Below are 25409 nucleotides of genomic sequence, written 5' to 3'. Positions count from 1 at the left end.
AGGATCAAATGAGCGATGGGGGATCAGAACTGGAAGCCGACGCCGAGATTGGCCCCGGCCCGGTCCTGGGTGTCGTAGGTCGCGCCGGCCTTGAAGATCGTGCGGCCGTCGTCCATCACCCGCGACAGGCCCAGGGCGAAGGCCGATTGCCCGCCATAGGTGCCCGCGCCCAGGGCCAGCATGCCGCGGCCCGGCTCGAAGGCCTGGGGCAGGCCCGCCGCCGCCAGCGCGCCGGCGGTGCCGGCGAAGGATTCGCGCCGCGCCTTGGACACGTCGACCACGAAGCCCTGCAGCCGCGAGTCGGTATAGGCGTTGGCGGTGGCGACGGCGTTCGACAGCCCGTCATTGAGCTGCTGGACATTGACCGCGTCGGTCGGCGCCACCCCGGCGGCGACATTGTGCAGCGTCGTGGCCTGGCCGCCCGGATTGAAGGTCACCGCATTGTGGCCGGCGTCGTACTGCACCGAATTGCTGGCCAACTGCTGGGTCGGATAGAGCTGCGAGCCGTTGACCGCGTCGGTCGAGGTGGCGGTCACCGCCCCCGCCACGACGTTGCGGACCACATTGCCGCCCATGTCGACGCTGGTGTTCTGGCCGACGGCGAGGCCGCCATTGGCGTTGACCACGCCGTTGAAGGTCGGGTTGTCGGCCATGGCGATCTGCAGCTGGTTGCCGCTGAGGGTCACCACGGTGTTCGTGCCGCCCGTGACGTTGAGGGTGCCGTTCGACGGCACATTGGTGGCCGGGCCGCCATTGGCCTGGATGTTCCACCCCGCCCCCGCCGTCTGGTTCAGGGCCTGCAGCGCGTCGTTGACGTTGCTGTAGTTGTTGCCGCCGACGTTGAGGCTGGTCGTCACCGTTCCCGTGGTGTTGTCGTAGGTGGAATTGCCGCCCAGGCCGGCCGCCACGCTGCCGCCGAGGTTGGTGACATTGCCCTCGACCGTGGTCACCCGGTTGTCGAGGTTGGTCACCGCCGTCGTCTGGGCGCCCAAGGCGTCGCCGACATTGTTGTAGGTCGCGCCCCCGACCGTATAGGTCGGCGCGGTATAGGTCCCGGTGGTCGGATTGTAGGACGCGCCGCCGCCCAGGGCGGTGGCGGTGTTCTGGGCCACTTGGTTGAGCTGGCTGACATTGACCGCGTCGGTCGGCGCCGAACCGGCCGCGACATGGGTGATCTGCCGCTCGGCGCCGGCGCCGCCCACCGACACCTCGCCGACCGAGGTCTGCGGCGCGGCCAGGCCGTAGCCGGCATAGCCGGTCTGCGCGCCGACCGTGGTGGTCGAGCCCGCGCCCAAGGCCACGCTGCCCGCGAAGCTGGCGTTGGCGCCGGCCCCCAGGGCCAGGGCCTGGATGCCGTTGGCGACCGAATTGGTCCCCAGCGCCACGCCGTCGGCCAGGTTGACCGTGGCGTTCTGGCCGAGGGCGACGCCGCCCGGGGCCGTGATCTGGACGACCGCCCCGTTGCCAAGGCCGACGCCGTTGTCGCCGTTGACCGTGGTCCGCGGGCCGATCGCCACCGAGTCGGCGCCGACCGCCAGCGAGTCCGACGCCGTCGAATTGGCGTGGAAGTACTGGATCGGCGTCACCGAGAACGAGCTCATCGCTCCCTTCAGCTGGCGCAAGGTCACCGCATCCTGGTCCAGGGTGCCGTCGGCGACATTGGTGATCTGGCGATAGCTGGTGGCGTTGCCGACCGACAGCGAACCCAACAGCGTCAGGTCGCTGGTGTTGTAGGGCACCAAGTTGGTGCCGACGACGATGCTGCCCGAGGTCGGGGCGATGGCGCGGTCTGAGACCGAACCGGACCCCAGCGCGATCCCGCCGAGGATGCTGGACTGGGCCCCGCGGCCCAGCGCCACGGCGTCGCCCGCCGTCGTGCGCGCTTCGTAGCCGAGCGCGGTGGAGCCCACCGCCTGGGCGAAGGCGTCGCTTTGGGTCAGCCCGACTTCGTTGGTGCGGGCGTAGCGGATGCCCACGCCGTTGGCGTCGGTATAGGTGGTGGAGGTGTCGCCGGCGATGTTGGTCAGCGCGCCGCCCATGTTGGCGATGTCGGTGGTGTTCTGGGTGACCTGAGTTCCCAGATTGGTGATGTCGCTGGTGTTGTTGTTGATCGCCGTAGTGTTGTTGGCGATGTCGGTGGTGTTCTGGGTGACCTGATTGCCCAGGTTGGTGATGTCGCTGGTGTTCTGAGTGACCTGATTGCCCAGATTGGTGATGTCGCTGGTGTTCTGGGTGACCTGATTGCCCAGGTTGGTGATGGCGGTCGTGTTGTTGCCGATGGCCGTGGTGTTGGCGGTCACCTGGCTGTTGGTGGCGAACAGCTGCGAGCCGTTGATCGCGTCGGTCGAACCGCCGTTGATCCGGCCTGCCGCCAGGTTGGTCAGGGTGCGCTCGGCGCCCACCGCGCCGATGCTGATCGTCGAGCCCGGGGTCGTGCCGGCGAAGGCGTAGGTCGTTCCGCCGATCACCGTGCTCGTGGTGCCCACCGCGGCGTCGGTGGCCGAGCCGGCGCCCAGGGCCACGCTGCCCGCGAAGCCGGCGTTGGCGCCGGCCCCGAGCGCCAGGGCCTGGATGCCGTTGGAGACCGAATTGGTCCCCAGCGCCACGCCGTCGGCCAGGTTCACCGTCGCGTTCTGGCCGACCGCGACGCCGCCGGGCGCCGTGATCTGGACGACCGCGCCGTTGCCGAGACCGACGCCGTTGTCGCCGTTGACCGTGGTCTGCGGACCGATCGCCACCGAGTCGGCGCCGACCGCGAGCGAGTCCGACGCCGTCGAGTTGGCGTGGAAATACTGGATCGGCGTCACCGAGAACGAGCTCATCGCCCCCTTCAGCTGGCGCAGGGTCACCGCGTCCTGGTCCAGCGTGCCGTCGGCGACATTGGTGATCTGGCGATAGCTGGTGGCGTTGCCGACCGACAGGGCGCCCAGCAGCGTCAGGTCGCTGGTGTTATAGGGCACCAGGTTGGTGCCGACGATGATGCTGCCCGAGGTCGGGGCGATGGCGCGGTCTGAGACCGATCCCGAGCCCAGGGCGATCCCGCCCAGGATGCTGGACTGGGCCCCGCGGCCCAGCGCCACCGCATCCCCCGCCGTCGTGCGCGCTTCGTAGCCCAGCGCCGTCGAGCCCACGGCTTGCGCGAAGGCGTCGCTTTGGGTCAGGCCGACTTCGTTGGTGCGGGCGTAGCGGATACCCTCGCCATTGGCGTCGGTATAGGTGCTCGAAGTATCGCCGGCGATGTTGGTGATCGCGCCGCCGAAGTTGGCGATGTCGGTGGTGTTCTGGGTGACTTGGTTGCCCAGGTTGGTGATGTCGCTCGTGTTCTGCGTGACCTGGGTTCCCAGGTTGGTGATGGCCGTCGTATTGCTGGTCACCTGCTGGTTGGTGGCGAACAACTGCGAGCCGTTGACCGCATCGGTCGAGCCGCCCGTGATCCGGCCGGCCGCGACGTTCTGGATCTGGCGTTCGGCCCCTGACGAGCCGATCGAGAAGGCGCCGCTCGGCGTGCCCCCGGCGAACGCATAGTTGACGCCGCCGATGGTCGCGCCGGAGACGACGGTGGTGGCGCCGGAGGCCGAATTCAGGCCGATCGCCACGTCCCCGGCGTTGTTGGCCACCGCGTTCGGACCGATGGCCACCGAGTTCGTCCCCAGCGGCTGGGAGTCGGCCAGGGTCGAATTGGCGTGGAAGTACTTGATGCCGACGCCGGTGTTGATGTTGGTGACGGTGTTGTTGAGATTGGCGATATCGGCTGTGTTGTTGGCGATCGCCGTGGTGTTGCTCGTCACCTGCTGATTGGTGGCGAACAGCTGCGAGCCGTTGACCGCGTCGGTGGAGCCGCCGTTGATCCGCCCCGCCGCCAGGTTGGTCAGCGTGCGCTCGGCCCCTGCCGCGCCGATGCTCACCGTGGAGCTCGGCGTCGCCGTGCCGGCGAAATTGTAGGTCACGCCGCCGATCACCGTGCTTGTCGTGCCGACCGCCGTCGCGGTGACCGAGCCCGAGCCCAGGGCCACATCGCCGGCGTTATTGGCGGTCGCCGTGTCGCCGAAGGCCAGCGCGCCAGCGGCGCCCGCGCGGCTGAAGTTGCCCAGCGCCACCGAGCCCTGGCCGACCGCGACGTTGTTGTTGCCGATGGCGACCGCGCCGTTGGCCGCATTGGCCGCCGTCGCGCTGGCCGTGCCGTCGGCGTTGGCGATGTTGTTGGCGCCGCCGGTGAAGGCCCCCGTGCCGCTGGCGTAGCTCGGATCGCCGATGGCCACCGCGCCGTCGCCATAGGCGACATTGCCGGCCCCAATGGCGACCGCCTTGCCGCCCGTGGCGTTCGCGCCGGTGCCGATGGCCACGGCGTCGGCGGTGTCGGCCACCGCGGTGGTGCCCATGGCGATGGCGTTGGACCCGCCCGCGAAGGAACTGTCCCCGATCGCGACCGCGCTGCCCGTCCCGCCGTTCAGCGTACCGTCCGTTATGGCGTTGAAGCCCAGGGCGACATCGTTGGTGGCGCTGGCCAAGGCATCCGCGCCGACGGCGGTGGCTCTCGCGCCCGAAGCGATCGCGACGCGGCCGATCGCCGTGGCGTCGGCTCCCGTCGCTCTCACCTCCGTACCGATGCCGATGGCGTTCGCGGCCAAGGCGCCCGTGCCCGCGCCCGTGCGCGTGCCGAGATAGATGGAGTTCGCGCCGGTGGCCAGCGCCCCTTGGCCCATCGCCGCGGCGCCGACGGCGGTCGCCTGACTGGCGCGTCCCATCGCGATGGCGTCGGCCTGCGACGCCGTCACGTCCGTGCCGATGGCGATAGCGCTCTGCCCGCTGGAGCCGGTTCCAACGGTGCGCGCCCCGAAATAGACGGAGTTCAAGCCGGAGGCGGAGGCCGAGGTGCCGATGGCGACGGCGTTCGTGGCGCTGGTCGTGGCGCCGATGCCCAGCGCGGTGCTGCCGATTCCGCTGGCGTTGGCGCTGACGCCGGCCGCGAGGGTGTTATTTCCCGTCGCCTGCGCCCCGGATCCGAACGAGGAGGCGTTCAAACCGCTGGCGACAGCCGTGTTGCCGACGGCGGTGCCCGCGGCGGCGGTCGCCTTCGCGGCCGTGCCGATCGCGACGCCGAACCCGCCGGAAGCGAGCGCATTGGCGCCGATCGAGGTCGTCGAATTGGTGGTGACGCCGATACCGGCGTTGGTGCCGATCGCGACGTTGTCATTGCCGGTGACGAGGCTGCCCGCGGCTGCCTGCAGGGTGCCGTCGTAGGTGACCGTGCCGTCGCCGGTGCCCAGGGCGAGGTTGCGGGTTCCCGTGACGCCCGAGCCGGCCCCCCTCATGACGCTGGGGATGCCGCCGCCGATGGCGGTGTTCTGCGCGCCGCTCACCAGCGCGCCGGCCGCGACGCCCATGGCGACCGAACTGGAGTTGCCGACGGTGGAACCGGCGCCGGCGCCTTGTCCGACCGCGACCGTGCTGCTGCCGATAGCAGCGGCTTGGGCGCCCAGCGCGAGCGAACTGTTTCCCGCTGCCCGTGCGCCGTTGCCGACAGCGGTGGCGGCGCTATCCGTCGCTTGGCTGAGGCTGCCGATAGCGACGGCATTGGTGGCGGTCGCCTGGCTCGATACGCCAACGGCTGTGGCGGCGCCGGCAGCCGTGGCGGTAGAGCCGATGGCGGTCGCGTTCGCTCCGTTTGCAGTGGAGTTGACACCAAAGGCTGATGCGCCGGCCACGAGGGCGCGGGCGTTTCCGCCCACGGCGAGGGCATTGGTGCCGGTCGCGTTCGCGAAGACGCCGATGCCTATGGCGTTGAGGCCATTGACCCCCATCGCATAGCCGATGGCGATCGAACCGTCGCCCGTTGCGCTGTTGGAGCTGCCCAACGCCACGCTGTTATTGCCGTTCGTGGCGGCGCCGTTGCCGATGGCGACGGCGTTGCCGCCGGTCGCCGAACCGCCGCCGGCCGCATATTGCGCCTGGGCCGGGGCGGAGAGGCCGAGCGCCAGGATCGCAGCCAGGCCGCCGATCGCGCTGGCCGGACGCAGCCCGCCGCCGACGCCCAGGGTTCCGAGCCCCAGACCCTTGCGGCGGACGCCGAGCACCTGGTGGGCCCGGCGCAGGATCGCCATCAGCCGGCGAAGCTGCGACCAGCCCCGGCCGCCCCCGCCCATCCAGTTGCGCACGAAGCCGGCGCCGCGGCGGCCCTCTTTCGACACGTACCCGAGTTTCTTCATGGTGACGCAACCCCTCAATTTTGGCCCGCCAGCCCCTTCGGGTCGCCGGCGAGAACCACGCTTTGGGCCCACTTCAGTCGTCCTGTGCGGATGGGCCGCCGATCCGCACGGCTGATCTCGTCAGCCGGCCTGGTTCACGGCCGTTGGGTCATTCCGGACAGGGTCACCACCACGCAGCTGGCGCCGCTGGGGATCATCAGCGCCTGCCCCTGGGCGCCGCCGAGCTGGTACCGCCAGACCCCCGACAGGCTCTGGCCCGCCGTGCTCCCGGCCGGCAGCAGGCTGACGACCTCGGCGCACGGCTTCTGGAAGGGCGCCACGCGCACCAGATAGCCTTCGCAGCCGCCTCCGCCCGGCGCGGCGAGGACAACCCCGCCCGCGGCGCCCTTGAGGTCGGGCAGGTCGTAGGTCATGCCCAGCACGCCCTGCACGAGGTGGGCGTCCGGGGCGGCCTTGTCCGCCTCGGTCTTGACCGAATAGGCCGCGCCCCGGGTCACCGCCAGGCCGAGCGCCTCGTAGAGGCCGGCGCAGCTGCGCGCCCCGACCTTGTTGGCCTGGTCGCGGAAGACTTCGACATTGGCCGGGGCATTGGCCGGGGCGTTGGCCGCCGCGGCCGCCGCGGCGATGGGGGCCAGGACACCGAGGTTGCCGATCAGCGCCAACCCGACAACGGCCGCAAAGCCGCGTGAGCGCCCGTTGTGCGGCGTCATGCCGCGTTGCTGGACGGGACTATCCGCCAATACTTTGGTCGTCGTCACTCTAAACTCCCGACTGCCGGCGGGGGCCACGGCGTCGGCGGCTTTTTGCCCCGGAAACGCCATCAACTTCCCGCCTAGGTGGCATATGGAAGCGAGCGAACGGCCGAATATCTTAACAACCGGTTAAGATTGAAGCCAAGTAAGGGCTAATGATAGCGATATCATCAGCTATAATCTTCGAAAATAAAGTACACCTATGCTTCGCACACAGCAACTCTCGAACCTATAGGTCAATACCTCTTTTATGACACAATAACATGGCCACGCCCTCAGCAGAAGCTGGAGGATAAAAACGCCCCCGACGCCCAAAGGTGAAGTCTAAGAGAGACAAACCGCCCGAAACTGAAACCAACGTTTCTGGAAAACTGCATAGCTTGGATGGTTCGGCGAGCTCGGCCATTTTTACGGCAACGGTAGCCCGATTTATAATATGATAGCCAAAGATCCCCCACGCGCAATATATACAGATCAATGAGACTGCGCGCCCTCAAGCGTTGCGCGACCCACGGCTTTCGAGATGCTTATCTGAGCGACCATCATTCAGATCAAATTTATAGCAACCCGTCCACTTAACTCATACGGAATATATTCTTCGTTGTTATACATCCACAATACCGGACCGATTGCACACCTATGGTTAATTTACCCACCTCCAGCAATGTAAATGTCTCATTTTTGGACGAATTGTAAATCTTTGTATATATTCGAACTGACAGAATGGCGTTATCCCAGCCTTCTACAGCCAATTCGGCTATATAGACTGTAGTCTACAAGGCACATTAGGTCTAATCGGCCAAATATCGACGCCGAAAGGTCGACATTTACATTGAAACTGACAAATCAGCGCCGAGCCGCCTAAATCAATCGGCGATAAAACGCGGTCGTGGAAAATTCTCGATCGCGGCCATTTTTGGATACGAAATCCGATCCCGTCCGTTCGCCGTCGCCGCCAAGCCGGAGAATCGCGGCCAGCGCCCTCCCCGTCCCGCCCAGCAAAAAGCCCCCGGCCTTGCGACCGGGGGCTCTGCCTTGAGCGACAGGACCGAGGCTAGCGGATGACCCGCGCGCCCTTGCCCTTCATCACCGCCTCGACCTCGGCGGCGCGGACCATCGAGGTGTCGCCGGGGGTGGTCATGGCCAGGGCGCCGTGGGCCGCGCCGTACTCGACGGCGGCCTGGGGCCCCTTGCCCTCCATGAAGCCGTAGGCCAGGCCGGAGGCGAAGCCGTCGCCGCCGCCGACCCGGTCGTAGATCTCCAGGTTCTCGCGCATCATCGACTGGTAGAACTCGCCCCCGGCATAGAGGATCGCCGACCAGTCGTTGATCGAGGCGGTCTTGGCGTTGCGCAGGGTGGTCGCCGCGACCTTGAAGTTCGGGAACTGGCTGACCGCGGTCTGGATCATCTTCTTGAAGTTGGCCGGGTCGATCGAACTGATGTGCTCGTCCAGGCCCTCGACCTCGAAGCCCAGGCAGGCGGTGAAGTCCTCCTCGTTGCCGATCATCACGTCGACATACTGGGCGATGTGGCGGTTGACCTTCTGGGCTCCCGCCTTGCCGCCCTGCGACTTCCACAGGGAGGCGCGGTAGTTGAGGTCGTAGGACACCACCGTGCCGTACTTGCGGGCGACCTCGACCGCCTCGATCACGGCCTCGGCGGTGTTGCTGGCCAGGGCCGCGAAGATGCCGCCGGTGTGGAACCAGCGCACGCCTTCCTCGCCGAACAGCTTTTCCCAGTTCACCTCGCCGGGGCGGATCTGCGAGGCGGCCGAATGGCCGCGGTCGCTGCAGCCCAAAGCGGGGCGAACGCCGAAGCCCTTTTCGGTGAAGTTCAGCCCGACCCGAGTGTTGCGGCCCAAGCCGTCGAAGTCGCGCCAGATCAGGTGGCTGGTGTCGACCCCGCCCTGCATGATCAGGTCCTCGACCAGCCAGCCCAGGTCGTTCTCCGGCAGGGCCGTGACCACGGTCGAGCGCTTGCCCCAGCACTTGCGGAAGGCGCGGGCGACATTGTACTCGCCGCCGCCTTCCCAGACGTTGAACTGCCGGGCGTTGCGCACCCGGCCGAAGCCGGGGTCGAAGCGCAGCATCACCTCGCCGAAGCTGGCGCAGTCCCACTTCGTCTCCGAAGCCGGGCGGATATCGAGAACCGAGTCAGTCATAGGGAGTTAGGCCTTTCCTCGAACTTTCTTGATCAGGTCCACCGTCTCGCGGACCTTCTTGCTGATGCCGTCGTAGTCCTGGGCGTCGAGCATTTCCTGGGTGATCAGCTTGGAGCCCATGCCGGCGGCGACGATGCCCGCGCCGAACCACTTCTTGACCGAGGCCTCGTCGGGATCGACCCCGCCGGTCGGCATGATCCGGGTCCAGGGCATCGGGCCCAGCACCGCCTTGACGAAGTCCGGGCCGCCGACCGACGAGCCGGGGAACACCTTGACGATCTCGCAGCCCAGCTCCTCGGCGTAGGAGATTTCCGAGGCCGAGCCGCAGCCGGGCGAATAAGGGATCTTGCGGCGGTTGCAGACCTTGGCGACGTCGGCGTTGAGGATCGGGCCGACCACGAACTTGGCGCCGTTGGCGATGTAGATGCCGGCGGTGGGCGCGTCGACGATCGAGCCGACGCCCATGATCACCCGCGGGTCGGCCGAGGCGAAATGCTTGGTGACCTCGTAGAACACGTGGCTGGCGAAGTCGCCGCGGTTGGTGAACTCGATGCAAGGCGCGCCGCCGTCGGCGCAGGCCTGGATCACCTTCTTACAGACCTCGACGTCGGGGTGATAAAAGACCGGGATGACGCCCTGGTCCATCAGCGCCGTCAGCACGGCCATGCGGTCTTTCACCATCGGTACTGCTCCTCAAAGGATCGATCTTGCGTCGGGCGCCGCCTGGACCCCCGCGCGGGGAAGATTTCGCCGCGATCGGCGCTGGGCGATCGTTTAGACCGCGTCGCGGGCGGACGCCACACCCGAGGCTCCCCCAACGTCAATTCCGTGGCTGTCTTCCCTGTCGTTCCTGGTTTCCATCCCGCCCGCGCGCGTTGTTGCGGCGAAGTCGCTTCAAATAAAGGGCGCCGGGCCAAGGCCCGACGCCCAAGTTTGCGCAGGGGCGAACTCAAAGAGAGCCGCAAGACGCTTGGGACCGGTAGGCGGTCCGAAACGTCATGAGACCGGCGGCAGAATGGCCTGGCCACTTTGTCACCGGTGTCATCAGGAATTTACTCCGGAGCGACGCCTTGTGCAAGGGCGCTGAAAACAGCGGCGGCCCCCCGCCGGCGCGCAGGTGACCGGCTGACGTTCACGCTGCGGTCGATGCGGAGACTCAATACTGGATCCACGATCTGACGATCTCTTCCTGCGCCGCGGCAAGGTCGCGCCGCCGGTGGAGCACCGCGTGTGCTCGACAAGGCCGATGATACTTGGGATCATTGGCCCAATTCCTGTCGTCCGGGCGCTGTCTTCACGGCGAAGCGTCGCCGGAGGGCTTGAATTCACGTCGGTTTCAGAACATGGTTCCTGAGCGCATGGGTTGCGCCCAGCCAGGACACAACGCTCGTTCGATCGCAGGGCGAGTTCGGAGCAGAGGGATGGCGGAAGAGCAGACCAGGACGGGATCGACGGCGCATTGTGCGGCCGCCCCGCAGTCTCCGTGGCGTCCTGAAGCGTGACCGACGAGCAGGTCATCCTGGTGGATGAAGCCGATCGCGCACTTGGATCGGAAGAGAAGCTGCTCGCCCACCGTCTCGGCAGCCTGCATCGGGCCGTATCGGTGCTGGTCGTGGACCGTGAAGGAAGATGGCTCCTTCAGCAACGCGCCGCCGACAAGTATCACTCGGGCGCGCTCTGGAGCAACGCCTGCTGCGGCCACCCCAGGCCGGGCGAGACGACGATCGCCGCCGCGGATCGTCGCTTGTGGGAGGAGATGGGCATTCGGTGCCCTCTCCGCCTGCTCTCACAGGTGCGATACACGGCGGATGTCTGCGCCGGCCTGACTGAGAACGAGATCGCTCACGTCTTCCTGGGCCGCCATGAGGCCGATCCCGTCGCGGATCCCTGCGAGGCCATGAACTGGGCTTGGCGCGATCCGGCCTGGATCGCGCAGGACATGGGCCTGCGCCCGTCGAACTATACCCCCTGGTTCAGGATCTACTTCGATCGCCTGCGGGACGCGGCCCACCCCTCCAGCGGGCCGCTCGCCGATCCGACCCCGCCCAAGGTGACGGCTTAACAGCAGCTCCCCACGCCGGGGTGGCAGCTCTCGCAGCCACAGCAGTCCGGCTCGCAGCACGACGGCTCGCAGCAGCTCCCGCAGGCATATCCGGACCCGCAGCCACAGTCCTCATGGCGGCCGTGGTCGTAGGCGCCCGTGAAGCCTCCCAGGATCTTCACGCCGCTGAACAGCGCCGCGTTCAGGAGGTCGACGCCGAGCCGGGCCGTGGTTCCAATGCCGGCGATCAGGCCGCCGCCGCCGGGATCCTGACCGCCCGGCCCCATGCCCGGCCCGCCGGGGTAGGCCGGCGCCATGCCCACGCCGAGCGGCACGGCCCAGCTGAGGGTCCCGCCCGAAAAGGAGCCCGAGGCGGCGACCTTTGGACCGCCGGTCGCCGCCGACCCGGGCGCCGACACGCCGGACTCCGCCTGCGCCTTCCGGCGCCGGGCGTATTTGTCGAACTCCGCCTGCGCCTTGTTCGGGCCGGCGGCCGGCGTGGATGGAGTATCGCTCGCCATGGTGATTTCTCCCTGATCCTAGCAGCTGAACACTTCGCACCAGCGCGCCCTGACGGTCGCGTTGACGGCGAACAGCAGGATGGTGGCGCCGGGCTTGGTGGTGACCACGTTCTCCTTGACCTGGTAATGGGTCCCCGGAGGGTCGATCTTCTCCCAGAGCATCACCGTCCCCTCCGTGTCGCGAACCATGATGGCCACGATCGACTGGACCGTGGCGGTGATCGGGGCGTACTCCAGCGAAATATGCACGCAGCAACCGCCGCCGACGAAGGCAGTGGCGGGCTTGACCGTGGAAGGATTCGCCGCCGCGTTCGCACCGGCCGGCTGGGCCAGGTGGGCGGCGGCGAGGCTTCCTGCGACATTGTCGCCGGAGGCCTTGGCGTCGGCCGTGTAGGTGATTTCCTTGGCCTCCTTGCGGCACTGCCGGCAACCGCAGCGGCACTCTGCGGACTCGCAGCCGCAGGACTTGCAGACCCCTGGACCGTGCCCGTGGGCGGGGGACGCGAACGGCAGCATCCGAGGCCCGGCTGACCTGGCGTACTGGGCTGTACTCATGACGTGTCTCCATTCGCGCCCGCGTGCGGGCCCATCGGGGGGAAATCTCAGCAGCAGACGAGTTCGCACCATCTCAGGCGAGCGATCGCATTGTTCACCGCCACGGTGACCTTGGTCCCCGGCGCAGCGCTCAGGACCGCCTGGCGTACGGTGTAGCCTTCGGCCGGCGCATCGTCGCTCCAGGTGGCGCTGGAGCCGCCCGCGGCCGTGGTCACTTTCACGGTGGGCGAAGCCGCCCCGGCGTCCACCAGATACTCAAGAGACAGGAAGACCGGCCGCGCGCCGCCGACCAGGCCGTCCTTGGAGGGGGTGGCGGTGTCGACGTCGATCTCGCGGGCGAGCAACATGGCAGGGTCGGTGTAATGGTGACTGGGCGGCTGATGACCGCCGCAATGACTCCAGTGTCCCGTGTACATGACGATCTCCTTGGGCCGACGGGGATGTGGCGTTCAGGGTCCCGGCGGGGCGGGCGGCGGCGGGGCGGTGATGTCGCGCACGACCTTCAGGGTGTCGTTGGCCACCCCCAGGCCGGCGCTGAGGAAACCCGCGTACATGTCCGACACCTTGGTCGTGACGTCGGCGTCGATCAGACCCTGGGCGGTGTCATGGACGAGGTTTCGGACGGAATCGAAGAGTGACGACATGGTGCGGACCTTTCCTGCGGTTTCACGTGCCCAGCGACGACGCCGACGCGTGGGGCGTCGAGAAGCGCCGGTCGGCCAGGGTGATGGTTTTGGTGAGGACTTCGAGCGCCCAGTCGAGCGAGGCGGCAGGCTTGCGCGCCAACCCGGCGCCGCTGCGAGCCGCGCTGGCGACGGCCGCGCTCAGGAGCCGCACGGCTCCGGCCGTGGCGCTGGACCTGGTGCTGCTGTTCTCGCGGAGCAGGGTCGCCCAGGTCCCAAGGTCCTTGGGCGCCGCCTGGTAGAGGGCGCGCGCGCTCAGCCAACTGGACTGCGAGACCACGCCGCTGAAGACGCCGCTGGCGAAGCCGGCGAACCGCGGATCGGCCTCGCCCAGGGTCCCGACCTGTTGCAGCAGGAACAGCGCCAAGTCTTTGAGGCCCGGGTTCTTGGCCAGCGACATGAAGATCTCGGAAGTGCGCCAGTCAGACTCGCTGTGCGTGCTCCACAGCGCCTGATAGCGGGCCAGCCCGGCGCGGGAGAAGTCGCCGGCCTCCAGCGCCAGGCGACAGGCGTCGGCCGCGTAGAAGGCGCTCTCGATCGCCGTGTGGATGCCGCCGCGATTGAGCGGGTCGGCCTGGCCGGCCGCGTCGCCGATCAGGAGCACGCCGTCGGCGACCATGGCCTTGGGCCTGAAATGCGGGGCGATGCCGCCGGAGAACGGCCCGATCCGCCGAGCGCCGTCCAGCGCCGCCTTCAGATCCGTGTCGATGAACTGCCGGAGCGCCGGGCCCAGATTGTCGGCCGGCGGGAACTTGGGATCGACCGCGCAGCCTACGCCGACGCAGGCGCTCTGATGCTCGTCGATGAACATCCAGCCATAGCTTGGGAAGAGATCGCGATTGAAATAGACCCGAATGCCGGCGTCGCACTTCACCCCGGCATAGGTCGTGCGCACCGACAATCCCAGCACCCCGTCCTTCAGGCTGTTGCCGATCGACCGCGACACGGCGGAGCTCGGCCCGTCGGCGCCGATGACAATGCGCGCGCGGTGCTCGACGGCCTTGCCGTCGGCGTCGGCGAAGACACGGACCCCGTCCCCTTCCCACGCCACGCCGCGGACCAACGTCCCGCCCTCGAAGCGGGCGCCCGAGCTCACCGCATGAGCCTGCAGGATCTCGTTGAACCGGCAACGCAACACCAGGAGGGCGAAATCCGGATAGGCGGTGTCGTCGGGAAAGCGGCCGGTCAACAGATGATCGCCCTCGAGGTAGAGATCGCAGCTCTTGATGCAGCCTCGGGCCTCGGCCACCACCTCGGGCGCGCAGCCCAGCCGATCGAGCCAGTAGACCCCCTGGGGCATCAGCCCGTCGCAGCGGACGGTGTCCCGCGGCGGGGCGGACTTGTCGAGCAGCAGGACGTCGGCGCCCTGACGCGCCAATAGGCTGGCGGCGGCCGATCCCCCGGCGCCGGCCCCCACCACGATGACGTCATAGAGCGTGCTCATGCGCGGCTCACCTCAAGGCGGGGTCACCACCAGGACGACGGGGATGAAGAGGTCCTTGTCCGAGCGAACCACCACGACGCCGCGATAGACGTCAGGGGGAATGGTCTCGGGCACGACGCCCTTCAGGACGAATTTTTCGAAATCGACCGGTGCGATGGTCTTTTGCGCGGGCTTGACGGCGAAGACGGCGGCGTCGATCGCCGCCCGGCGGGTTTCACCGGCGAAGCCCTGCACCTTGAACTCCACCTTCCGGACTTCGGTCATCGAGTCGTTGTTGACCGAGAACGAGATGCTCACCTCCCCGCCCGGCGTCAGCGGCAAGCGGTTGGACAGCCCATAGGCGGCTTCGGCTTCGTCCGGCTCGACCGGTTCCTCCGGCGCGGCGCCGGGCGGCGCCGGTGGCGGCTGGCCGGCGGCGTCGAGGCCCTCGCGGATCTTCTGCTGCGCCGCCAGGCTCACGCGGTTGAGGATGGTCGCCCCCAGGCTGACGCCGGCCTCGGCGAGATCGAGTCCCTTGGCCAGAATGGTCCCCATCTGGTCCAGCCGCTCGCGCAGCTCCACGCCCGCGACAGGCCCGGGCGGCTTGTCCACGGCATCGGCGCCAACTTTCCCGGAAGAGGTCTCGACCGGCATCTCAACAGCCCCCGCAACGGTGGATCGGCGGCTCGTAGCAGCAGCGATCGCGCCGCTGGACCGGCCCGCAGCCGCAGCCGCCATGCGACTCCCGGAAGGGCGCGCCGATCACCGCGCGGGCCAGCGAGCCCAGCATGATGGCGGCGAGGCCGCCCGTCTCCGCCAGGGCGGCGAGGTTCTCGCCCAGCGTGACCAGGCGTGAGCTGTGATGGCCCATCCTCAACCTCCGTTCACGGCGCCGCCGGCCGCCGGGGCGCGCGCCTCGGCCTGCTGCAGCGAGAAGCCGACGCGGGGCGCGCCGGGGCTGACGCTGTGACGGCGCTGCGGCGTCGGCGCCCGACAGTTCACCGTCTGGACACAGGTCTCGACCGCGCGGCTCGGGATGCCGGGACTGCCGATGGCCGCCACGTCCGGGAAGCTGCGCTCGTGACTCTTGGACCGTTCGCGGCGGGCGCAGTCCTTCGGCGTGATGGTGGTCCGGCCGGAGAGCGCCAGGCGCATCAGCGGCAGGCCGAAGACCCGGGCGACCATGGCGTAGTCCGACGTCATCTCGAACTGCTGCTGGATGGAAATCGGCACCGGCGGCACGCGCCGAACATTGATGTCCAGCGCCGGCAGCTGGCTCATCGTCAGGTTTACGGTCGGCAGGCTGGAGATGTTCAGTTGCTCGATCCGCAGCGGATCGACGTGGCGCACATGGTCGACCCTGAGCGACTCCACCGACAGCGGCGCGACCTGGTTGAGCTCCTTGAGGTGCACGGCGATCGGCGTGACGGTCAGCGGCGTGATCGTCAGAGGGGCGACCGGGAGCGCCTCGGTGAAGTGGGTAGACTTAAGGTCTATGTCCATGCCGGCCCTCCAAGGCGCGACGGGGCGTCAGACGCCCGGCCAATCGTAGTTGAGTTGTGAAACCTTGGCGTCGGCGAACACGCCCGGATCGCCCAGAAGCCGCGCCCGCACCGTGACCACCGCCGCCCCGCCGCTCGCCGGAGCCTGATAGAGGAACCACGGCCCGACCACGCCCTGCAGGACGCCGTTCACCAGCCATTCCACCTGAACGCCGGTATTGAAGACCGTCGCCTCGAACTGGCGCTGCTTGTTGCAGTCGTCAATCAGGTTGTTGTTGGCGCCGTTGCGGTAATAGAGGTTCACCCGTCGCGGGAACACGGCCACCTCCGCCGCCTGGACCGGTCGCGGGCCGAGCCCGACCAGGGTCACCCAGGCGAAGGCTTTGCGCAGCGGATGCTCGCGGGAGGTCGCCACCACCAGTTCGGTCGCCCCGCTGGCGAGCACGCCCTTGGGCGGCGCGCGGTACAGACCCGAGGCGTCGATGGTCCCCTGCCCCGGCCCGCCGTCGATATCGCGCACCTCCCAGGTGTGCCCCTGGGCCGAGTTGTAGACCTGGGCCTCGAAGCGGACCTGGGCCGTGGCGGGATTGGCGGTCCAGTCGTCGCGGAAATGGACCTCGGCGCGGGGCGGCCACACCTCGATCTCCACCTGATGACGGCAGACGATCTGGCGGCGGACGTCGGTGACTACCTCGTGACGCCGCCCTGGATGGTGATGGTGGCGGCGCGTCATTCGGCCGACTCATCGCTGGTGTCGTCGCAGATCTCGACGGACGCTCGGAAGGCGCCGTCGAGATCAAGATCCAGCCCGGACTCCTCGCCGCCCAGAACGCCGCGGGTGGCGACCTCCACGGCCCGGACGCGCGCCTCCACCGGCTTCATCCGCACCCCGAACGGGCCGATCGAGCCGGCCAGCACCCGTCGGCTCAGGAACGGGATCCGCAGATGGACGGGGATCTCGTCGAAATGCAGGTGGACGTCGCCCAGGGACACCTCGAACGCGCCGCGGCCGTCGACCTCAAACTGGAAGGGCTTCATCCGCACCCGGGCCGCGAGCTCGGGATGGGCCGCCAGTTCGATCCGCCTGCGGGTCATGACGCTTCCCCCTCGCCGGTCGGCACGCCATCCGGGAAGACGCGGCGGGCGAGGTCCGAAAACATGCTGTCGACCGTTTCGTTGAGGCGTTCGAAGCCGGCCAGCGCCTCGGCGATCTCGGGACAGCTGGAGCCTTCGATGTCGATCTTCACCATCGGTCCCAGGTGCAGCGTGATCACGATCCTCGGCATGTCCGTCCTTCCCCTACGACGCTTCGTGCGACCGCTCGCTGTTGAGACCGCCCTCGATCTCGCGGAGCGCGACGGCGAGGGTGTCGAGGGAGGAGGTCAGCACGTCCAGAACGCGCCGCTCGCCCTCGTTGACCTCGGCGTAGATCTTCTCGAAGCGCGCGCCCGCCGCCGCCCCGGCGCGGCTTCTGCGATATTCCTGGCCACGCTCGCGCAATACGCCGCCAAACTGAGTGACGATCGACAAAAAGCCGTAGAGCAGGTCCACCGTGTGGTCATCCTGCGGCCGGCCTCCGGCGTTTTTCGCCTCGGCCTGCGCGCCGGCCTGGGGTTTCGCGTCGACCTGGGGCCCGGCCTCGACCTGCGGGCCGGCTTCGGGCTCCGCGGCGGGCGATGGGTCGATCGGATTGCAGCGCGAGCATCCCAGGGCCGGATCCTCGGCCTTGACCTCCCACACGGCGTAGAGCGCCGAGTCCGAGCCGGGCGGAATGGCCCGGCAGCCGGTGCGATGCAGATGCCCCCGGGCGGCGTCGAACTGGAATGGCGCTTCCCGCGCCCGCTCGCGATTGTCGATCCGCAGCAGCGGCTGGTCGCCAGGCAGCTGACCCGAAGCGTGCAGCTCCTGGATCCCGAGACCCAGCGTGTCGACCAAGGCCGCACGGGAGAAGGACATGCGCTCACTCATAGATCGCCCAGGCGGAAGCCCCCTTCACGCGCTGCTGCCGGTGCTTCTCCATCCGCGTGAGGTAATAGCGGGTGAGAAAGGCGATCAGCAGGTCGCGCCCGTCCCCGTCCGGCAGACCGGACCCCAGCTGGCGGATATGGGTGTGGAACAGGCGCTTCAGGGTGCGTTCGGGACGACTCACCTGGTTCATGAAGGTGAGCCGGTTGTCCTTGAGATCGGACCAGCAGTCCCCGTGGTCGTCGATGTACATGATCAGGGCGCCGGCCGAGAACAGGCGGGCCAGATAACTCAGCGGCAGCTCCGGCAGCAGGAAGGCCGAGAGCACGAGAATGGCGTGGCCGCTGCGGTTGCGGGCGCAGCGTTTCAGGGTGCCGAGCTGGCCGCGGGTGAGCCGGCCGCCGACGGTCTTGCGGGTGGCCCGGAGGTCCACGTCCTCCTTCTGGGCCATGTAGAGCTGCAGCACCGACTGGCGGACGATGGGGTGGAGGACGTCGCGCTGGGCGAACAGCCGCGCGGCGATCACGAAGAACAGCCGTTCGCGGTCGGTCCTCGGGTCGAACCAGCCGTCGGTGAGCAGCGCGCCGAGCCGTTTGACGTAGTCGCGGGTGGCCTCCTCGCCGAAGTCGTCGATGAAGCTGTCGGCCAGGAAGCAACAGGCGCCGAACAGGCTGCCGATCATGTGCCGGCGCTCGTCGTAGTCGAAGCCGCCGATTTCAGTGCAGGCGTGGCCGACTACGTTCATCTTGGCGCTGAGTTCGAGCATCTTGCGATACTCGCCCTGCCCAGCCTCAAGCATGACCGGGTTATATTCGCGGACGATCGGCTCAAGGCAATCGCCGACACCCGAGCGGTAGCGCTTGAACAGTTCGTTCAATCGCGATTGGGCCCGCGAACCGGGATCCCACTCTGCTGTCGAGGACTGACCTCCAGGAGGTCCCATGGCGCTCGCATCCCTGACGGCGGCGACCATTCGGACCTCCCGTCACGATGACGGGAGCGTCGGGCGACCCGCGCGAAAGTGTCTGACAACGACAAACCGTCGTTACGCAAAGCCTGACTGTACGGGCGATAGGTAGTGCCGGCACTTCGCCGCTACCCTCGCGTGCAACATACCTGTTGGGACAGGATGATCAACCCGCAATCAGAGGAAAGGCGCATCGCGCGTCGACCGCCTGAAGACCGAACAACCCCGCGCGCAGCGGCCGTTGCACGAGCGGCCAGGCGGCGCGATCACGCCGTCCATCCGCCCTCAATCCGGACTCCGCGACCTCTCCGGGATCGCTTCCATCTCAGCCCCTTCCCTCAGGAGAAAGGGAAGGCCCGTGGATGCTTTGGCGTGACGCTCAGCCCGTGTTGCGCAGGCCCGCGGCGATGCCGGCCACGGTCAGCTGAATGGCGAGCCGCAGGTTCTCGTCCTGGTCGCCGGCCCGGCGGCGGGCCAGCAGCTCCAGCTGCAGGTGATTGAGCGGATCGACCGACAGCCCGGCCAGGGCCACCGACTCGGCCAGCTCCGGCTGGTTGTCGAGCAAGGCTCCGCCGTCGCGGATAGCCAGGGCGATCCGGCTGGCGGCGTCATGCTCGCGCTGGATGGTGTCGAAGATCCGCTGGGCGTCGGCCTTGTCGGGCGACAGGGCCACGTAGCGGGCGGCGATGCCCATGTGGCTCTGGGCCAGGGCCAGCTCCATGTTCGACAGCAGCGAGGCGAAGAAGTCGAAGCCGCCGGCCAGATCCTGCAACTGCTGGGTGGAGAGCCCTGCCCGCTCGACGCCCGCCGCGAAGCCGTACCAGCCCGGCAGCATGAACCGGGCCTGCGACCAGCTGAACACCCAGGGGATGGCCCGCAGGTCCTCGATCTTGCGGCTGGCGGTGCGGCTGGCCGGACGGCTGCCGATGTTGAGCCCGACGATCTCGCCGATCGGGGTGGCCGACCAGAAGAAGTCCTCGAAGGCCGGGTCGTCATAGACCAGGGCCCGGAAGCCGTGGAACGAGGCCTCAGCCAGGGCGGTCATGGCCGCCTCGATCTTGGGATCGGGACGATGGACCGGCCGCTCGCTGGCCATCAGCACCGCGGCGGCCAGGCCGTCGAGGTTGCGGCGGGCGGTGGGCTGGTCGCCGAACCGGCGGGCGATCATCTCGCCCTGCTCGGTCATGCGGATGCGGCCCTGGACGGTGCCGGCCGGCTGGGCCAGCACGGCCTCGGCGGCCGGCCCCCCGCCCCGCCCGACGCTGCCGCCGCGGCCGTGGAACAGTTGAAGCCCCACGCCCATTCGCTCGGCCTCGAAGGCCAGGGCCGAGGCGCCGCGCGCCACGCCCCGACGGCTGGCCACGTAGCCGCCGTCCTTGTTGCTGTCGGAATAGCCGAGCATGATCTCCTGCACCGGCCGGTCGCCGAGAATGGTGCGGCTCAGCGGCAGCTCCAGCCATTGGCGCAGCACCCGCGGGCCGTTCTCCAGGTCGCCGATGGTCTCGAACAGCGGGCTGATCTTGACCGACGCCCGCGGCGCCGCCCCGCCCCAGACCAGGCCGACCTGCTTGAGCAGCACCAGCGGCTCGAGGATGTCCGACAGGGTCGCGGACTTGGAGATCACATAGGCGCCGATGCAGCCGTGGCCGTAGTCGCGCACCGCCTGGGCGGCGGCCTCCATGGTCGCCAACTCGCGCGTCGTCTCCTCGCCATAGGCGGTGAACGGCGAGACCAGCGGCCGCTGGTGCGACAGCTCGCCGATCAGCAGCTTGGACCGGGCCTCCTCGTCGAGGTCCAGGTACTTCACGCCGGTGCCGGCCCGCTGGAACAGCTCGTGCAGAGTGCGCTCGTGGACGTCGGCGTTCTGGCGCAGGTCCAGGCTCATCAGGTGGAAGCCGCAGGCCTGGGCCACCTCGACCAAGGTGCGCAGGGCCGAGCCCACCAGCCGCTCGCCGCCGTTGCGCTCCAGGCTGTCGATGACGATCTTCAGGTCGGCGACGAAGGCGTCCGGATGGCCGTAGGGCTCGACGTCGGTGCGGGCGGTGGCGAAGGCCACCCACTGGTTGGTCAGCTTCTGCGACACCGCCGAGAGACGGTCGAAGATCAGCTCCAGCGCCAGGCGATAGGGCTCGTCCAGGCGGTGAACGGACGGATCCTTGGTCTGGGCGGCCAGGGCCAGCAGCTCTTCGGACACCGGCACATAGGCCGTGGACACCGCCAGGTTCGACCACAGCTTGCGCACCTCGCCGGCGTACCAGTCGAGGATCACCCGCGATTGCGAGGCCAGGGCCAGCTTCAGGGTGTCGCCATTGACGCCGGGGTGGCCGTCGCGGTCGCCGCCCAGCCACGAGCCCATCTTCAACAGCGGGGCCATCTGGCCATGGGCGCCGACCTGCCGCGACCAGTCGCCATAGAGGTCGATGATCGCCGGCAGGATCGAGGTGCGGACGATCGACAGGGCGTTGCGGATCTCGTCCTTCACGGTGATCCGCTCGGGGCGATAGAGCCGGGTGCGCCACATCAGGGCGATCTCGCGGAACAGGTTCTCGCGGATCTCGGCGTCGAGGTCCGGCGGCAGGTGGTGGCGGCGCAGGGCCATCAGCCGCGAGATCTCGGTCTCGCGGTCGACCATGCTGCGGCGGCGAACCTCGGTCGGGTGGGCGGTCAGCACCGGCACCACGTTCATGGCCGCCAGGACCTTGGTCAGGTCCTCCGGCGACTTGCCCTGGGCGACCAGCGCCTTTACGGCGTCGACCAGGGTGCGCGGGCGCGCGTCGCCGGGCTGGGCGTCGCCCTCGGCGTGGCGGCGGCGGCCGGCGACGTCCTCGCCGATATTGGCCAGCATCGAATGGCTGGCCAGGGCCCGGGCCAGGAAGATCGCCTGCTCGCTCGACAGGTCGGCGAACAAGTGGTCCAGCCGCGCGGCCTCGCCGTCCGGAGTCTCCTGCGAGGCGGCCTTGCGGGCGGTGGCGACCAGCCGGGCGGCGTCCTCGCCGTCGAGATAGGCGATCGCCTCGTTCAGCAGGTCGCTGAGTAGACTGGCGTTCTGGCGCACGTGGCGGCTGGTGGGGCGGTCGCCCCCGGGCGACAGGGCGGCGAGCGACAGGGGGTTGCGCATGCGCGAAGCTCCGCGGCCGCCGCGACCTCGCGCCGGCCGATCAGGAAGGAAACGTCCGAAACGCCAGGCGGGCCCGGGACCCTTGCTGACGCAGCGGCGCCCTTAGCGCGCTTTGATCGGCGCGACCAGACGGCCTACGCAATGGTTCCGGTACCAAAAAGGCTTTTGCGCGGATTTTTGCCTTAGCGGGCCAGCCAGCCGCCATCGACGGGCAAGGTGATGCCCTGGACGTAGTCGGCGGCCGCCGAGGCCAGGAACACCGCCGCCCCGCCCAGGTCGCCCGGCTGGCCCCAGCGTCCGGCCGGAATCCGGGCCAGGATCGAGGCGTTACGGTCGGCGTCGTTGCGCAGGGCCTCGGTGTTGTTGGTGTCGAAATAGCCGGGGGCGATGGCGTTGACATTGATGCCCTTGGACGCCCACTCGTTGGCCAGGATCTTGGTCAGGCCGGCCAGGCCGCTCTTGCTGGCCGTGTAGCTGGGCACGCGGATGCCGCCCTGGAACGACAGCAGCGAGGCGATGTTGATCACCTTGCCGATCGAACCGCCCGCCCCGCCCTGCTTGAGCAGCTGCCGGGCGAAGGCCTGGGTTAGGAAGAACACGACCTTCAGGTTGGTGTCCATCACCGCGTCCCAGTCGGCCTCGCTGAACTCGATGCTGTCGGCGCGGCGGATGATGCCGGCGTTGTTGACCAGGATGTCGACCTTGCCGAAGGCGGCGAGGGTCTCGTCGATCACCCGCTGGACGGGTTCGATCGAGCCGAAATCGGCCTGGATCGACAGGAACCGGCGGCCCGCGGCCTCGACCAGGGCTTGGGTTTCGGTCGGGGCGCTGCGGCCGGCGGCGGCGACGTCCGCACCGGCTTCGGCCAGGGCCACGGCGACCGCCTGGCCCAGACCGGTGTTGGCGCCGGTGACGAGGGCGACCTTGCCTTCGAGGCTGAACGAGTTGGCCATGGTGCGAAGCTTTCTGCAAAAGTTGTCATCCCGGACGGCCTGAAAGGCCGATCCGGGACCCAGGGGCGGTGCGCACGGCCCCTGGGTCCCGGCTCTTCGCTTCGCTACGGTCGGGATGACAACCGAAGAAAAGTCGAGCGGCCCCCGCCCCTATTTCAGCTGGCAGATGTCCAGCACGTTCATGTCGGTATAGTCGAGGTTCTCGCCGCCCATCGCCCAGATGAAGGTGTAGTTCGAGGTGCCCGAACCCATGTGGATCGACCACGGCGGGCTCATCACGGCTTCCTCGTTGGCGATCACGATGTGACGCATCTCGTCGGGCTCGCCCATGTAGTGGAACACCCGGTCGTTCTCGCCGAGGCCGAAGTAGAAATAGGCCTCCGAGCGGCGATCGTGCAGGTGGGGCGGCATGGTGTTCCAGACGCTGCCCGGCTTGAGCACCGTCATGCCCAGCAGCAGCTGGGCCGACTTGCAGGTGGTCGGCACGATGTACTGGTAGATGGTGCGCTCGTTGGAGGTCTCCAGCGCGCCGCGCTCCATCGGGATGGCGTTGGCGAACACCAGCTTCTTGGTCTCGAAGGCGGCGTGGGCCGGCAGGCTGGTCAGGTAGAAGCGGGCCGGGTTGGCGGCGTCGAGGCTCTCGAACACCACGTCCTTGGCGCCCATGGTCACATAGATGCCGTCGCGCGGCTCGATGTCGTAGACGACGCCGTCGACCGTGACCCGGCCCTGGCCGCCGCCGACATTGATCGCGCCCAGCTCGCGCCGCTCCAGAAACGGATGGCCGGCGGCCGAGGCCGGCTCGGTCTGGTCGGGCAGCCTGACGCCCTTGCCGACCGGGGCCGCGCCGCCGATCACGAAGCGTTCGGCGTGGTTGTACTGCAGCACGATCTCGTCGGCCGCGAACAGGCCCTGCATCAGGTAGCGGTCGCGCAGGTCGTCGTTGCTGACCGCGTACATCATGTCCGGGTGGGTGGCGTGGTAGGTCTTGGCGAACATCGGGGGACTCCGGAAAATCTATTCGGCGGCGTGTTTGATCGGCTGGACGGGTCGCGCCCAGCCGGGCCGTTGGTCGAGCTTGTAGGCCTTCTTGGGCAGGGTGTAGGTCAGGTCGACGATCAGCTCGGCGGCCTCGACCTCGTCCATGCGGTGCTCGGCGACCATGCGGGCGAGGAAGGCGCTGTCGACCCGGCGGGCCACGTCGTGGCGGGCCGGAATCGACAGGAAGGCGCGGGTGTCGTCGTTGAAGCCGACGGTGTTGTAGAAGCCGGCGGTCTCGGTGACCTGCTCGCGGAACCGCATCATGCCCTCCGGGCTGTCGTGGAACCACCAGGACGGACCCAGCTTCAGCACCGGATAGTGGCCGGCCAGCGGGGCCAGTTCGCGGCTGTAGGTGGTCTCGTCCAGGGTGAACAGGATGATCGACAGGCGCGGATCGTTGCCGAACCGGCTCAGCAGCGGCTTCAGCGCCTCGACATATTCGGTGCGCATCGGGATGTCGGCGCCCTTGTCGCGGCCATGGCTGGCCAGCAGGGCGGCGTTGTGGTTGCGGTGCGAGCCGGGGTGGATCTGCATGACCAGGCCGTCGTCCAGGCTCATGCGGGCCATCTCGGTCAGCATCTGGGCGCGGAACAGCTCGGCCTTGGCCGGGGTGACCTCGCCCTTCAGCAGGCTCTGGAACAGGGCCTCGGCCTCGGTCTCGCTGAGGTCGGCGGTGGCGGCGGTCGGATGGCCGTGGTCGCTGGAGGTGGCGCCGGCCTCGATGAAGGCCGCGCGGCGAATCCGGTGGCCCTCCAGATAGCCGCGCCAGCTGGTGACGTCCTGGCCCGAGACCTCGGCGAAGCGCTCGAAGGCCCGGCCGAACCGCTCGTCCTCGAAGTCGATGACCGCGTCGGGGCGATAGGCGGTGATCACATGGCCGCCCCAGCCGCTGTCGCGGATGGCGTGGTGATGCTTGAGGCTGTCCTGCGGACCCTCGGTGGTGGCCAGGGTCTCGATGTTGAAGCGGTCGAACAGGGCCCGCGGCCGGAAGGCGTCGGTGGCCAGCGCCTCGTTGATGCGGTCGAAATAGAGGTCGGCGGTGTCGGCGCCGAGGAACACCTCGAAGCCGAACACCTTGCTGAACACGTGGTTCAGCCAGATCCAGGACGGCGTGCCGCGGAACAGGTGGAAGTTCTCCGCCAGCAGCCGCCAGGCCGCGCGCGGATCGGTAGCCGGAACGCCGGCCTTGGACCGCACCTTCAGACTCTCCAGCGAGATCCCCTGGCTATAGAGCATGCGGAACAGGTAATGGTCGGGCGCCAACAGCAGGTCGGTGGCGTCCTCGAACGGCGCATTGGTCGCGAACCAGGCCGGGTCGGTGTGGCCGTGCGGGCTGATGATCGGCAGGTCCTTGACCTGGCCGTACAGGGTCCGGGCGATCCCGCGCGTACGTTCGTCGGCGGGGAAAAGGCGGTCTTCGTGAAATACCAGAGGCCGAGCCATGGCGTCGCTGTACTCCCTTATCCGCCGACGACCTTCCGGGCCGTTTCGACGCTTGGTAACCGGTGTCAGAGTGCGGTG

Annotated in this window: 22 protein-coding genes and 1 pseudogene; 1 reads left to right on the top strand and 22 read right to left on the bottom strand. The window is 68.4% G+C overall.

Annotation, left to right across the window (positions count from 1 at the left end; genetic code table 11):
• Nucleotides 1-23: 23 nt before the first annotated feature.
• The 4 genes from ACIPQB_RS18210 to ACIPQB_RS18195 form a co-directional block, all read right to left on the bottom strand.
• A complete protein-coding gene (locus ACIPQB_RS18210; protein ID WP_446486667.1) occupies nt 24-6206 on the bottom strand; it encodes a YadA-like family protein in 6183 nt (2060 codons plus the stop codon).
• A 134-nt stretch (nt 6207-6340) separates the two neighbouring features.
• Nucleotides 6341-6964, bottom strand: a complete 624-nt coding sequence (locus ACIPQB_RS18205) for a hypothetical protein (protein ID WP_446486666.1) — start codon at nt 6962-6964, stop codon at nt 6341-6343.
• A 1048-nt stretch (nt 6965-8012) separates the two neighbouring features.
• Nucleotides 8013-9119 (bottom strand): PfkB family carbohydrate kinase, encoded by a 1107-nt coding sequence (locus tag ACIPQB_RS18200; RefSeq protein ID WP_446486665.1) that lies wholly within the window; start codon nt 9117-9119, stop codon nt 8013-8015.
• 6 nt (nt 9120-9125) lie between these two features.
• On the bottom strand, nt 9126-9800 hold the full coding sequence (locus ACIPQB_RS18195; RefSeq protein WP_446486664.1) for a bifunctional 4-hydroxy-2-oxoglutarate aldolase/2-dehydro-3-deoxy-phosphogluconate aldolase: 675 nt from the start codon (nt 9798-9800) through the stop codon (nt 9126-9128).
• 817 nt (nt 9801-10617) lie between these two features.
• Between ACIPQB_RS18195 and idi the strand changes: the two genes are divergently transcribed.
• Nucleotides 10618-11181 (top strand): isopentenyl-diphosphate Delta-isomerase, encoded by a 564-nt coding sequence (gene idi, locus ACIPQB_RS18190; RefSeq protein WP_446486663.1) that lies wholly within the window; start codon nt 10618-10620, stop codon nt 11179-11181.
• On the opposite strand, the gene ACIPQB_RS18185 is transcribed toward idi, so the two are convergent.
• The 18 genes and pseudogenes from ACIPQB_RS18185 to uxaC form a co-directional block, all read right to left on the bottom strand.
• Nucleotides 11178-11681, bottom strand: coding sequence for a hypothetical protein (locus ACIPQB_RS18185; RefSeq protein WP_446486662.1), 504 nt, complete (start codon nt 11679-11681; stop codon nt 11178-11180). The two genes, idi and ACIPQB_RS18185, sit on opposite strands and share 4 nt — an antisense overlap.
• 18 nt (nt 11682-11699) lie before the next feature.
• Nucleotides 11700-12236: a hypothetical protein gene (locus ACIPQB_RS18180; protein ID WP_446486661.1), complete on the bottom strand. Its 537-nt coding sequence runs from the start codon at nt 12234-12236 to the stop codon at nt 11700-11702.
• Nucleotides 12237-12283: 47 nt separating this feature from the next.
• The gene (locus ACIPQB_RS18175; protein ID WP_446486660.1) at nt 12284-12652 is read right to left on the bottom strand and encodes a hypothetical protein; all 369 of its coding nucleotides are present in this window, start codon (nt 12650-12652) and stop codon (nt 12284-12286) included.
• 33 nt (nt 12653-12685) lie between these two features.
• On the bottom strand, nt 12686-12880 hold the full coding sequence (locus tag ACIPQB_RS18170; protein WP_446486659.1) for a hypothetical protein: 195 nt from the start codon (nt 12878-12880) through the stop codon (nt 12686-12688).
• A 22-nt stretch (nt 12881-12902) separates the two neighbouring features.
• A complete protein-coding gene (locus ACIPQB_RS18165) occupies nt 12903-14363 on the bottom strand; it encodes an NAD(P)/FAD-dependent oxidoreductase (protein ID WP_446486658.1) in 1461 nt (486 codons plus the stop codon).
• Between the two features lie 12 nt (nt 14364-14375).
• The gene (locus ACIPQB_RS18160; RefSeq protein WP_446486657.1) at nt 14376-14996 is read right to left on the bottom strand and encodes a hypothetical protein; all 621 of its coding nucleotides are present in this window, start codon (nt 14994-14996) and stop codon (nt 14376-14378) included.
• Nucleotide 14997: 1 nt separating this feature from the next.
• Nucleotides 14998-15213 carry a hypothetical protein gene (locus ACIPQB_RS18155; RefSeq protein WP_446486656.1) on the bottom strand — a complete coding sequence of 72 codons (216 nt, stop codon included), beginning with the start codon at nt 15211-15213 and terminating at the stop codon, nt 14998-15000.
• Nucleotides 15214-15215: 2 nt separating this feature from the next.
• On the bottom strand, nt 15216-15845 hold the full coding sequence (locus tag ACIPQB_RS18150; protein WP_446486655.1) for a hypothetical protein: 630 nt from the start codon (nt 15843-15845) through the stop codon (nt 15216-15218).
• 27 nt (nt 15846-15872) lie between these two features.
• Nucleotides 15873-16577 (bottom strand): hypothetical protein, encoded by a 705-nt coding sequence (locus ACIPQB_RS18145; RefSeq protein WP_446486654.1) that lies wholly within the window; start codon nt 16575-16577, stop codon nt 15873-15875.
• Complete coding sequence (locus ACIPQB_RS18140; RefSeq protein ID WP_446486653.1) at nt 16574-16939, bottom strand: hypothetical protein; 366 nt, start codon at nt 16937-16939, stop codon at nt 16574-16576. Before ACIPQB_RS18140 ends, ACIPQB_RS18145 begins: the two co-directional genes overlap by 4 nt.
• Nucleotides 16936-17118, bottom strand: a complete 183-nt coding sequence (locus tag ACIPQB_RS18135; protein WP_446486652.1) for a hypothetical protein — start codon at nt 17116-17118, stop codon at nt 16936-16938. The genes ACIPQB_RS18140 and ACIPQB_RS18135 overlap by 4 nt, the downstream gene beginning before the upstream one ends.
• A 25-nt stretch (nt 17119-17143) precedes the next feature.
• Entirely contained in the window at nt 17144-17800 is a 657-nt protein-coding gene (locus ACIPQB_RS18130) for a hypothetical protein (RefSeq protein WP_446486651.1), read from the bottom strand.
• A gap of 4 nt (nt 17801-17804) precedes the next feature.
• Nucleotides 17805-18782 carry a hypothetical protein gene (locus ACIPQB_RS18125; protein ID WP_446486650.1) on the bottom strand — a complete coding sequence of 326 codons (978 nt, stop codon included), beginning with the start codon at nt 18780-18782 and terminating at the stop codon, nt 17805-17807.
• A 373-nt stretch (nt 18783-19155) separates the two neighbouring features.
• Nucleotides 19156-21894, bottom strand: coding sequence for a phosphoenolpyruvate carboxylase (gene ppc / locus ACIPQB_RS18120; protein WP_446486649.1), 2739 nt, complete (start codon nt 21892-21894; stop codon nt 19156-19158).
• A 182-nt stretch (nt 21895-22076) separates the two neighbouring features.
• Nucleotides 22077-22847, bottom strand: a complete 771-nt coding sequence (kduD, locus tag ACIPQB_RS18115) for a 2-dehydro-3-deoxy-D-gluconate 5-dehydrogenase KduD (RefSeq protein ID WP_446486685.1) — start codon at nt 22845-22847, stop codon at nt 22077-22079.
• Nucleotides 22848-22871: 24 nt separating this feature from the next.
• Nucleotides 22872-22968, bottom strand: a pseudogene (locus ACIPQB_RS18110) (hypothetical protein); the annotation flags it as partial.
• 29 nt (nt 22969-22997) lie between these two features.
• Complete coding sequence (gene kduI, locus ACIPQB_RS18105) at nt 22998-23846, bottom strand: 5-dehydro-4-deoxy-D-glucuronate isomerase (protein WP_446486648.1); 849 nt, start codon at nt 23844-23846, stop codon at nt 22998-23000.
• Between the two features lie 18 nt (nt 23847-23864).
• Nucleotides 23865-25331 carry a glucuronate isomerase gene (uxaC, locus tag ACIPQB_RS18100; RefSeq protein WP_446486647.1) on the bottom strand — a complete coding sequence of 489 codons (1467 nt, stop codon included), beginning with the start codon at nt 25329-25331 and terminating at the stop codon, nt 23865-23867.
• Between the last annotated feature and the right edge of the window lie 78 nt (nt 25332-25409).

It is taken from the genome of Caulobacter sp. LARHSG274 (assembly GCF_052871235.1).
The sequence above is the reverse complement of the archived record's forward strand: the minus strand, read 5'-3'. Positions and strand labels throughout refer to the sequence as shown.

Bases quoted from the DNA above. Each gene is read 5' to 3' on its own strand.
- kduD (WP_446486685.1), bottom strand. From the start codon at position 22,847: ATGGCCAACTCGTTCAGCCTCGAAGGCAAGGTCGCCCTCGTCACCGGC.
- uxaC (WP_446486647.1), bottom strand. From the start codon at position 25,331: ATGGCTCGGCCTCTGGTATTTCACGAAGACCGCCTTTTCCCCGCCGAC.
- kduI (WP_446486648.1), bottom strand. From the start codon at position 23,846: ATGTTCGCCAAGACCTACCACGCCACCCACCCGGACATGATGTACGCG.
- ACIPQB_RS18125 (WP_446486650.1), bottom strand. From the start codon at position 18,782: ATGGTCGCCGCCGTCAGGGATGCGAGCGCCATGGGACCTCCTGGAGGT.
- ACIPQB_RS18145 (WP_446486654.1), bottom strand. From the start codon at position 16,577: ATGACGCGCCGCCACCATCACCATCCAGGGCGGCGTCACGAGGTAGTC.
- ACIPQB_RS18180 (WP_446486661.1), bottom strand. From the start codon at position 12,236: ATGAGTACAGCCCAGTACGCCAGGTCAGCCGGGCCTCGGATGCTGCCG.
- ACIPQB_RS18200 (WP_446486665.1), bottom strand. From the start codon at position 9,119: ATGACTGACTCGGTTCTCGATATCCGCCCGGCTTCGGAGACGAAGTGG.
- ACIPQB_RS18170 (WP_446486659.1), bottom strand. From the start codon at position 12,880: ATGTCGTCACTCTTCGATTCCGTCCGAAACCTCGTCCATGACACCGCC.
- ACIPQB_RS18185 (WP_446486662.1), bottom strand. From the start codon at position 11,681: ATGGCGAGCGATACTCCATCCACGCCGGCCGCCGGCCCGAACAAGGCG.
- ACIPQB_RS18160 (WP_446486657.1), bottom strand. From the start codon at position 14,996: ATGCCGGTCGAGACCTCTTCCGGGAAAGTTGGCGCCGATGCCGTGGAC.
- ACIPQB_RS18175 (WP_446486660.1), bottom strand. From the start codon at position 12,652: ATGTACACGGGACACTGGAGTCATTGCGGCGGTCATCAGCCGCCCAGT.
- ACIPQB_RS18165 (WP_446486658.1), bottom strand. From the start codon at position 14,363: ATGAGCACGCTCTATGACGTCATCGTGGTGGGGGCCGGCGCCGGGGGA.
- ACIPQB_RS18210 (WP_446486667.1), bottom strand. From the start codon at position 6,206: ATGAAGAAACTCGGGTACGTGTCGAAAGAGGGCCGCCGCGGCGCCGGC.
- ACIPQB_RS18150 (WP_446486655.1), bottom strand. From the start codon at position 15,845: ATGGACATAGACCTTAAGTCTACCCACTTCACCGAGGCGCTCCCGGTC.
- ACIPQB_RS18140 (WP_446486653.1), bottom strand. From the start codon at position 16,939: ATGACCCGCAGGCGGATCGAACTGGCGGCCCATCCCGAGCTCGCGGCC.
- ACIPQB_RS18130 (WP_446486651.1), bottom strand. From the start codon at position 17,800: ATGTCCTTCTCCCGTGCGGCCTTGGTCGACACGCTGGGTCTCGGGATC.
- ppc (WP_446486649.1), bottom strand. From the start codon at position 21,894: ATGCGCAACCCCCTGTCGCTCGCCGCCCTGTCGCCCGGGGGCGACCGC.
- ACIPQB_RS18155 (WP_446486656.1), bottom strand. From the start codon at position 15,213: ATGGGCCATCACAGCTCACGCCTGGTCACGCTGGGCGAGAACCTCGCC.
- ACIPQB_RS18195 (WP_446486664.1), bottom strand. From the start codon at position 9,800: ATGGTGAAAGACCGCATGGCCGTGCTGACGGCGCTGATGGACCAGGGC.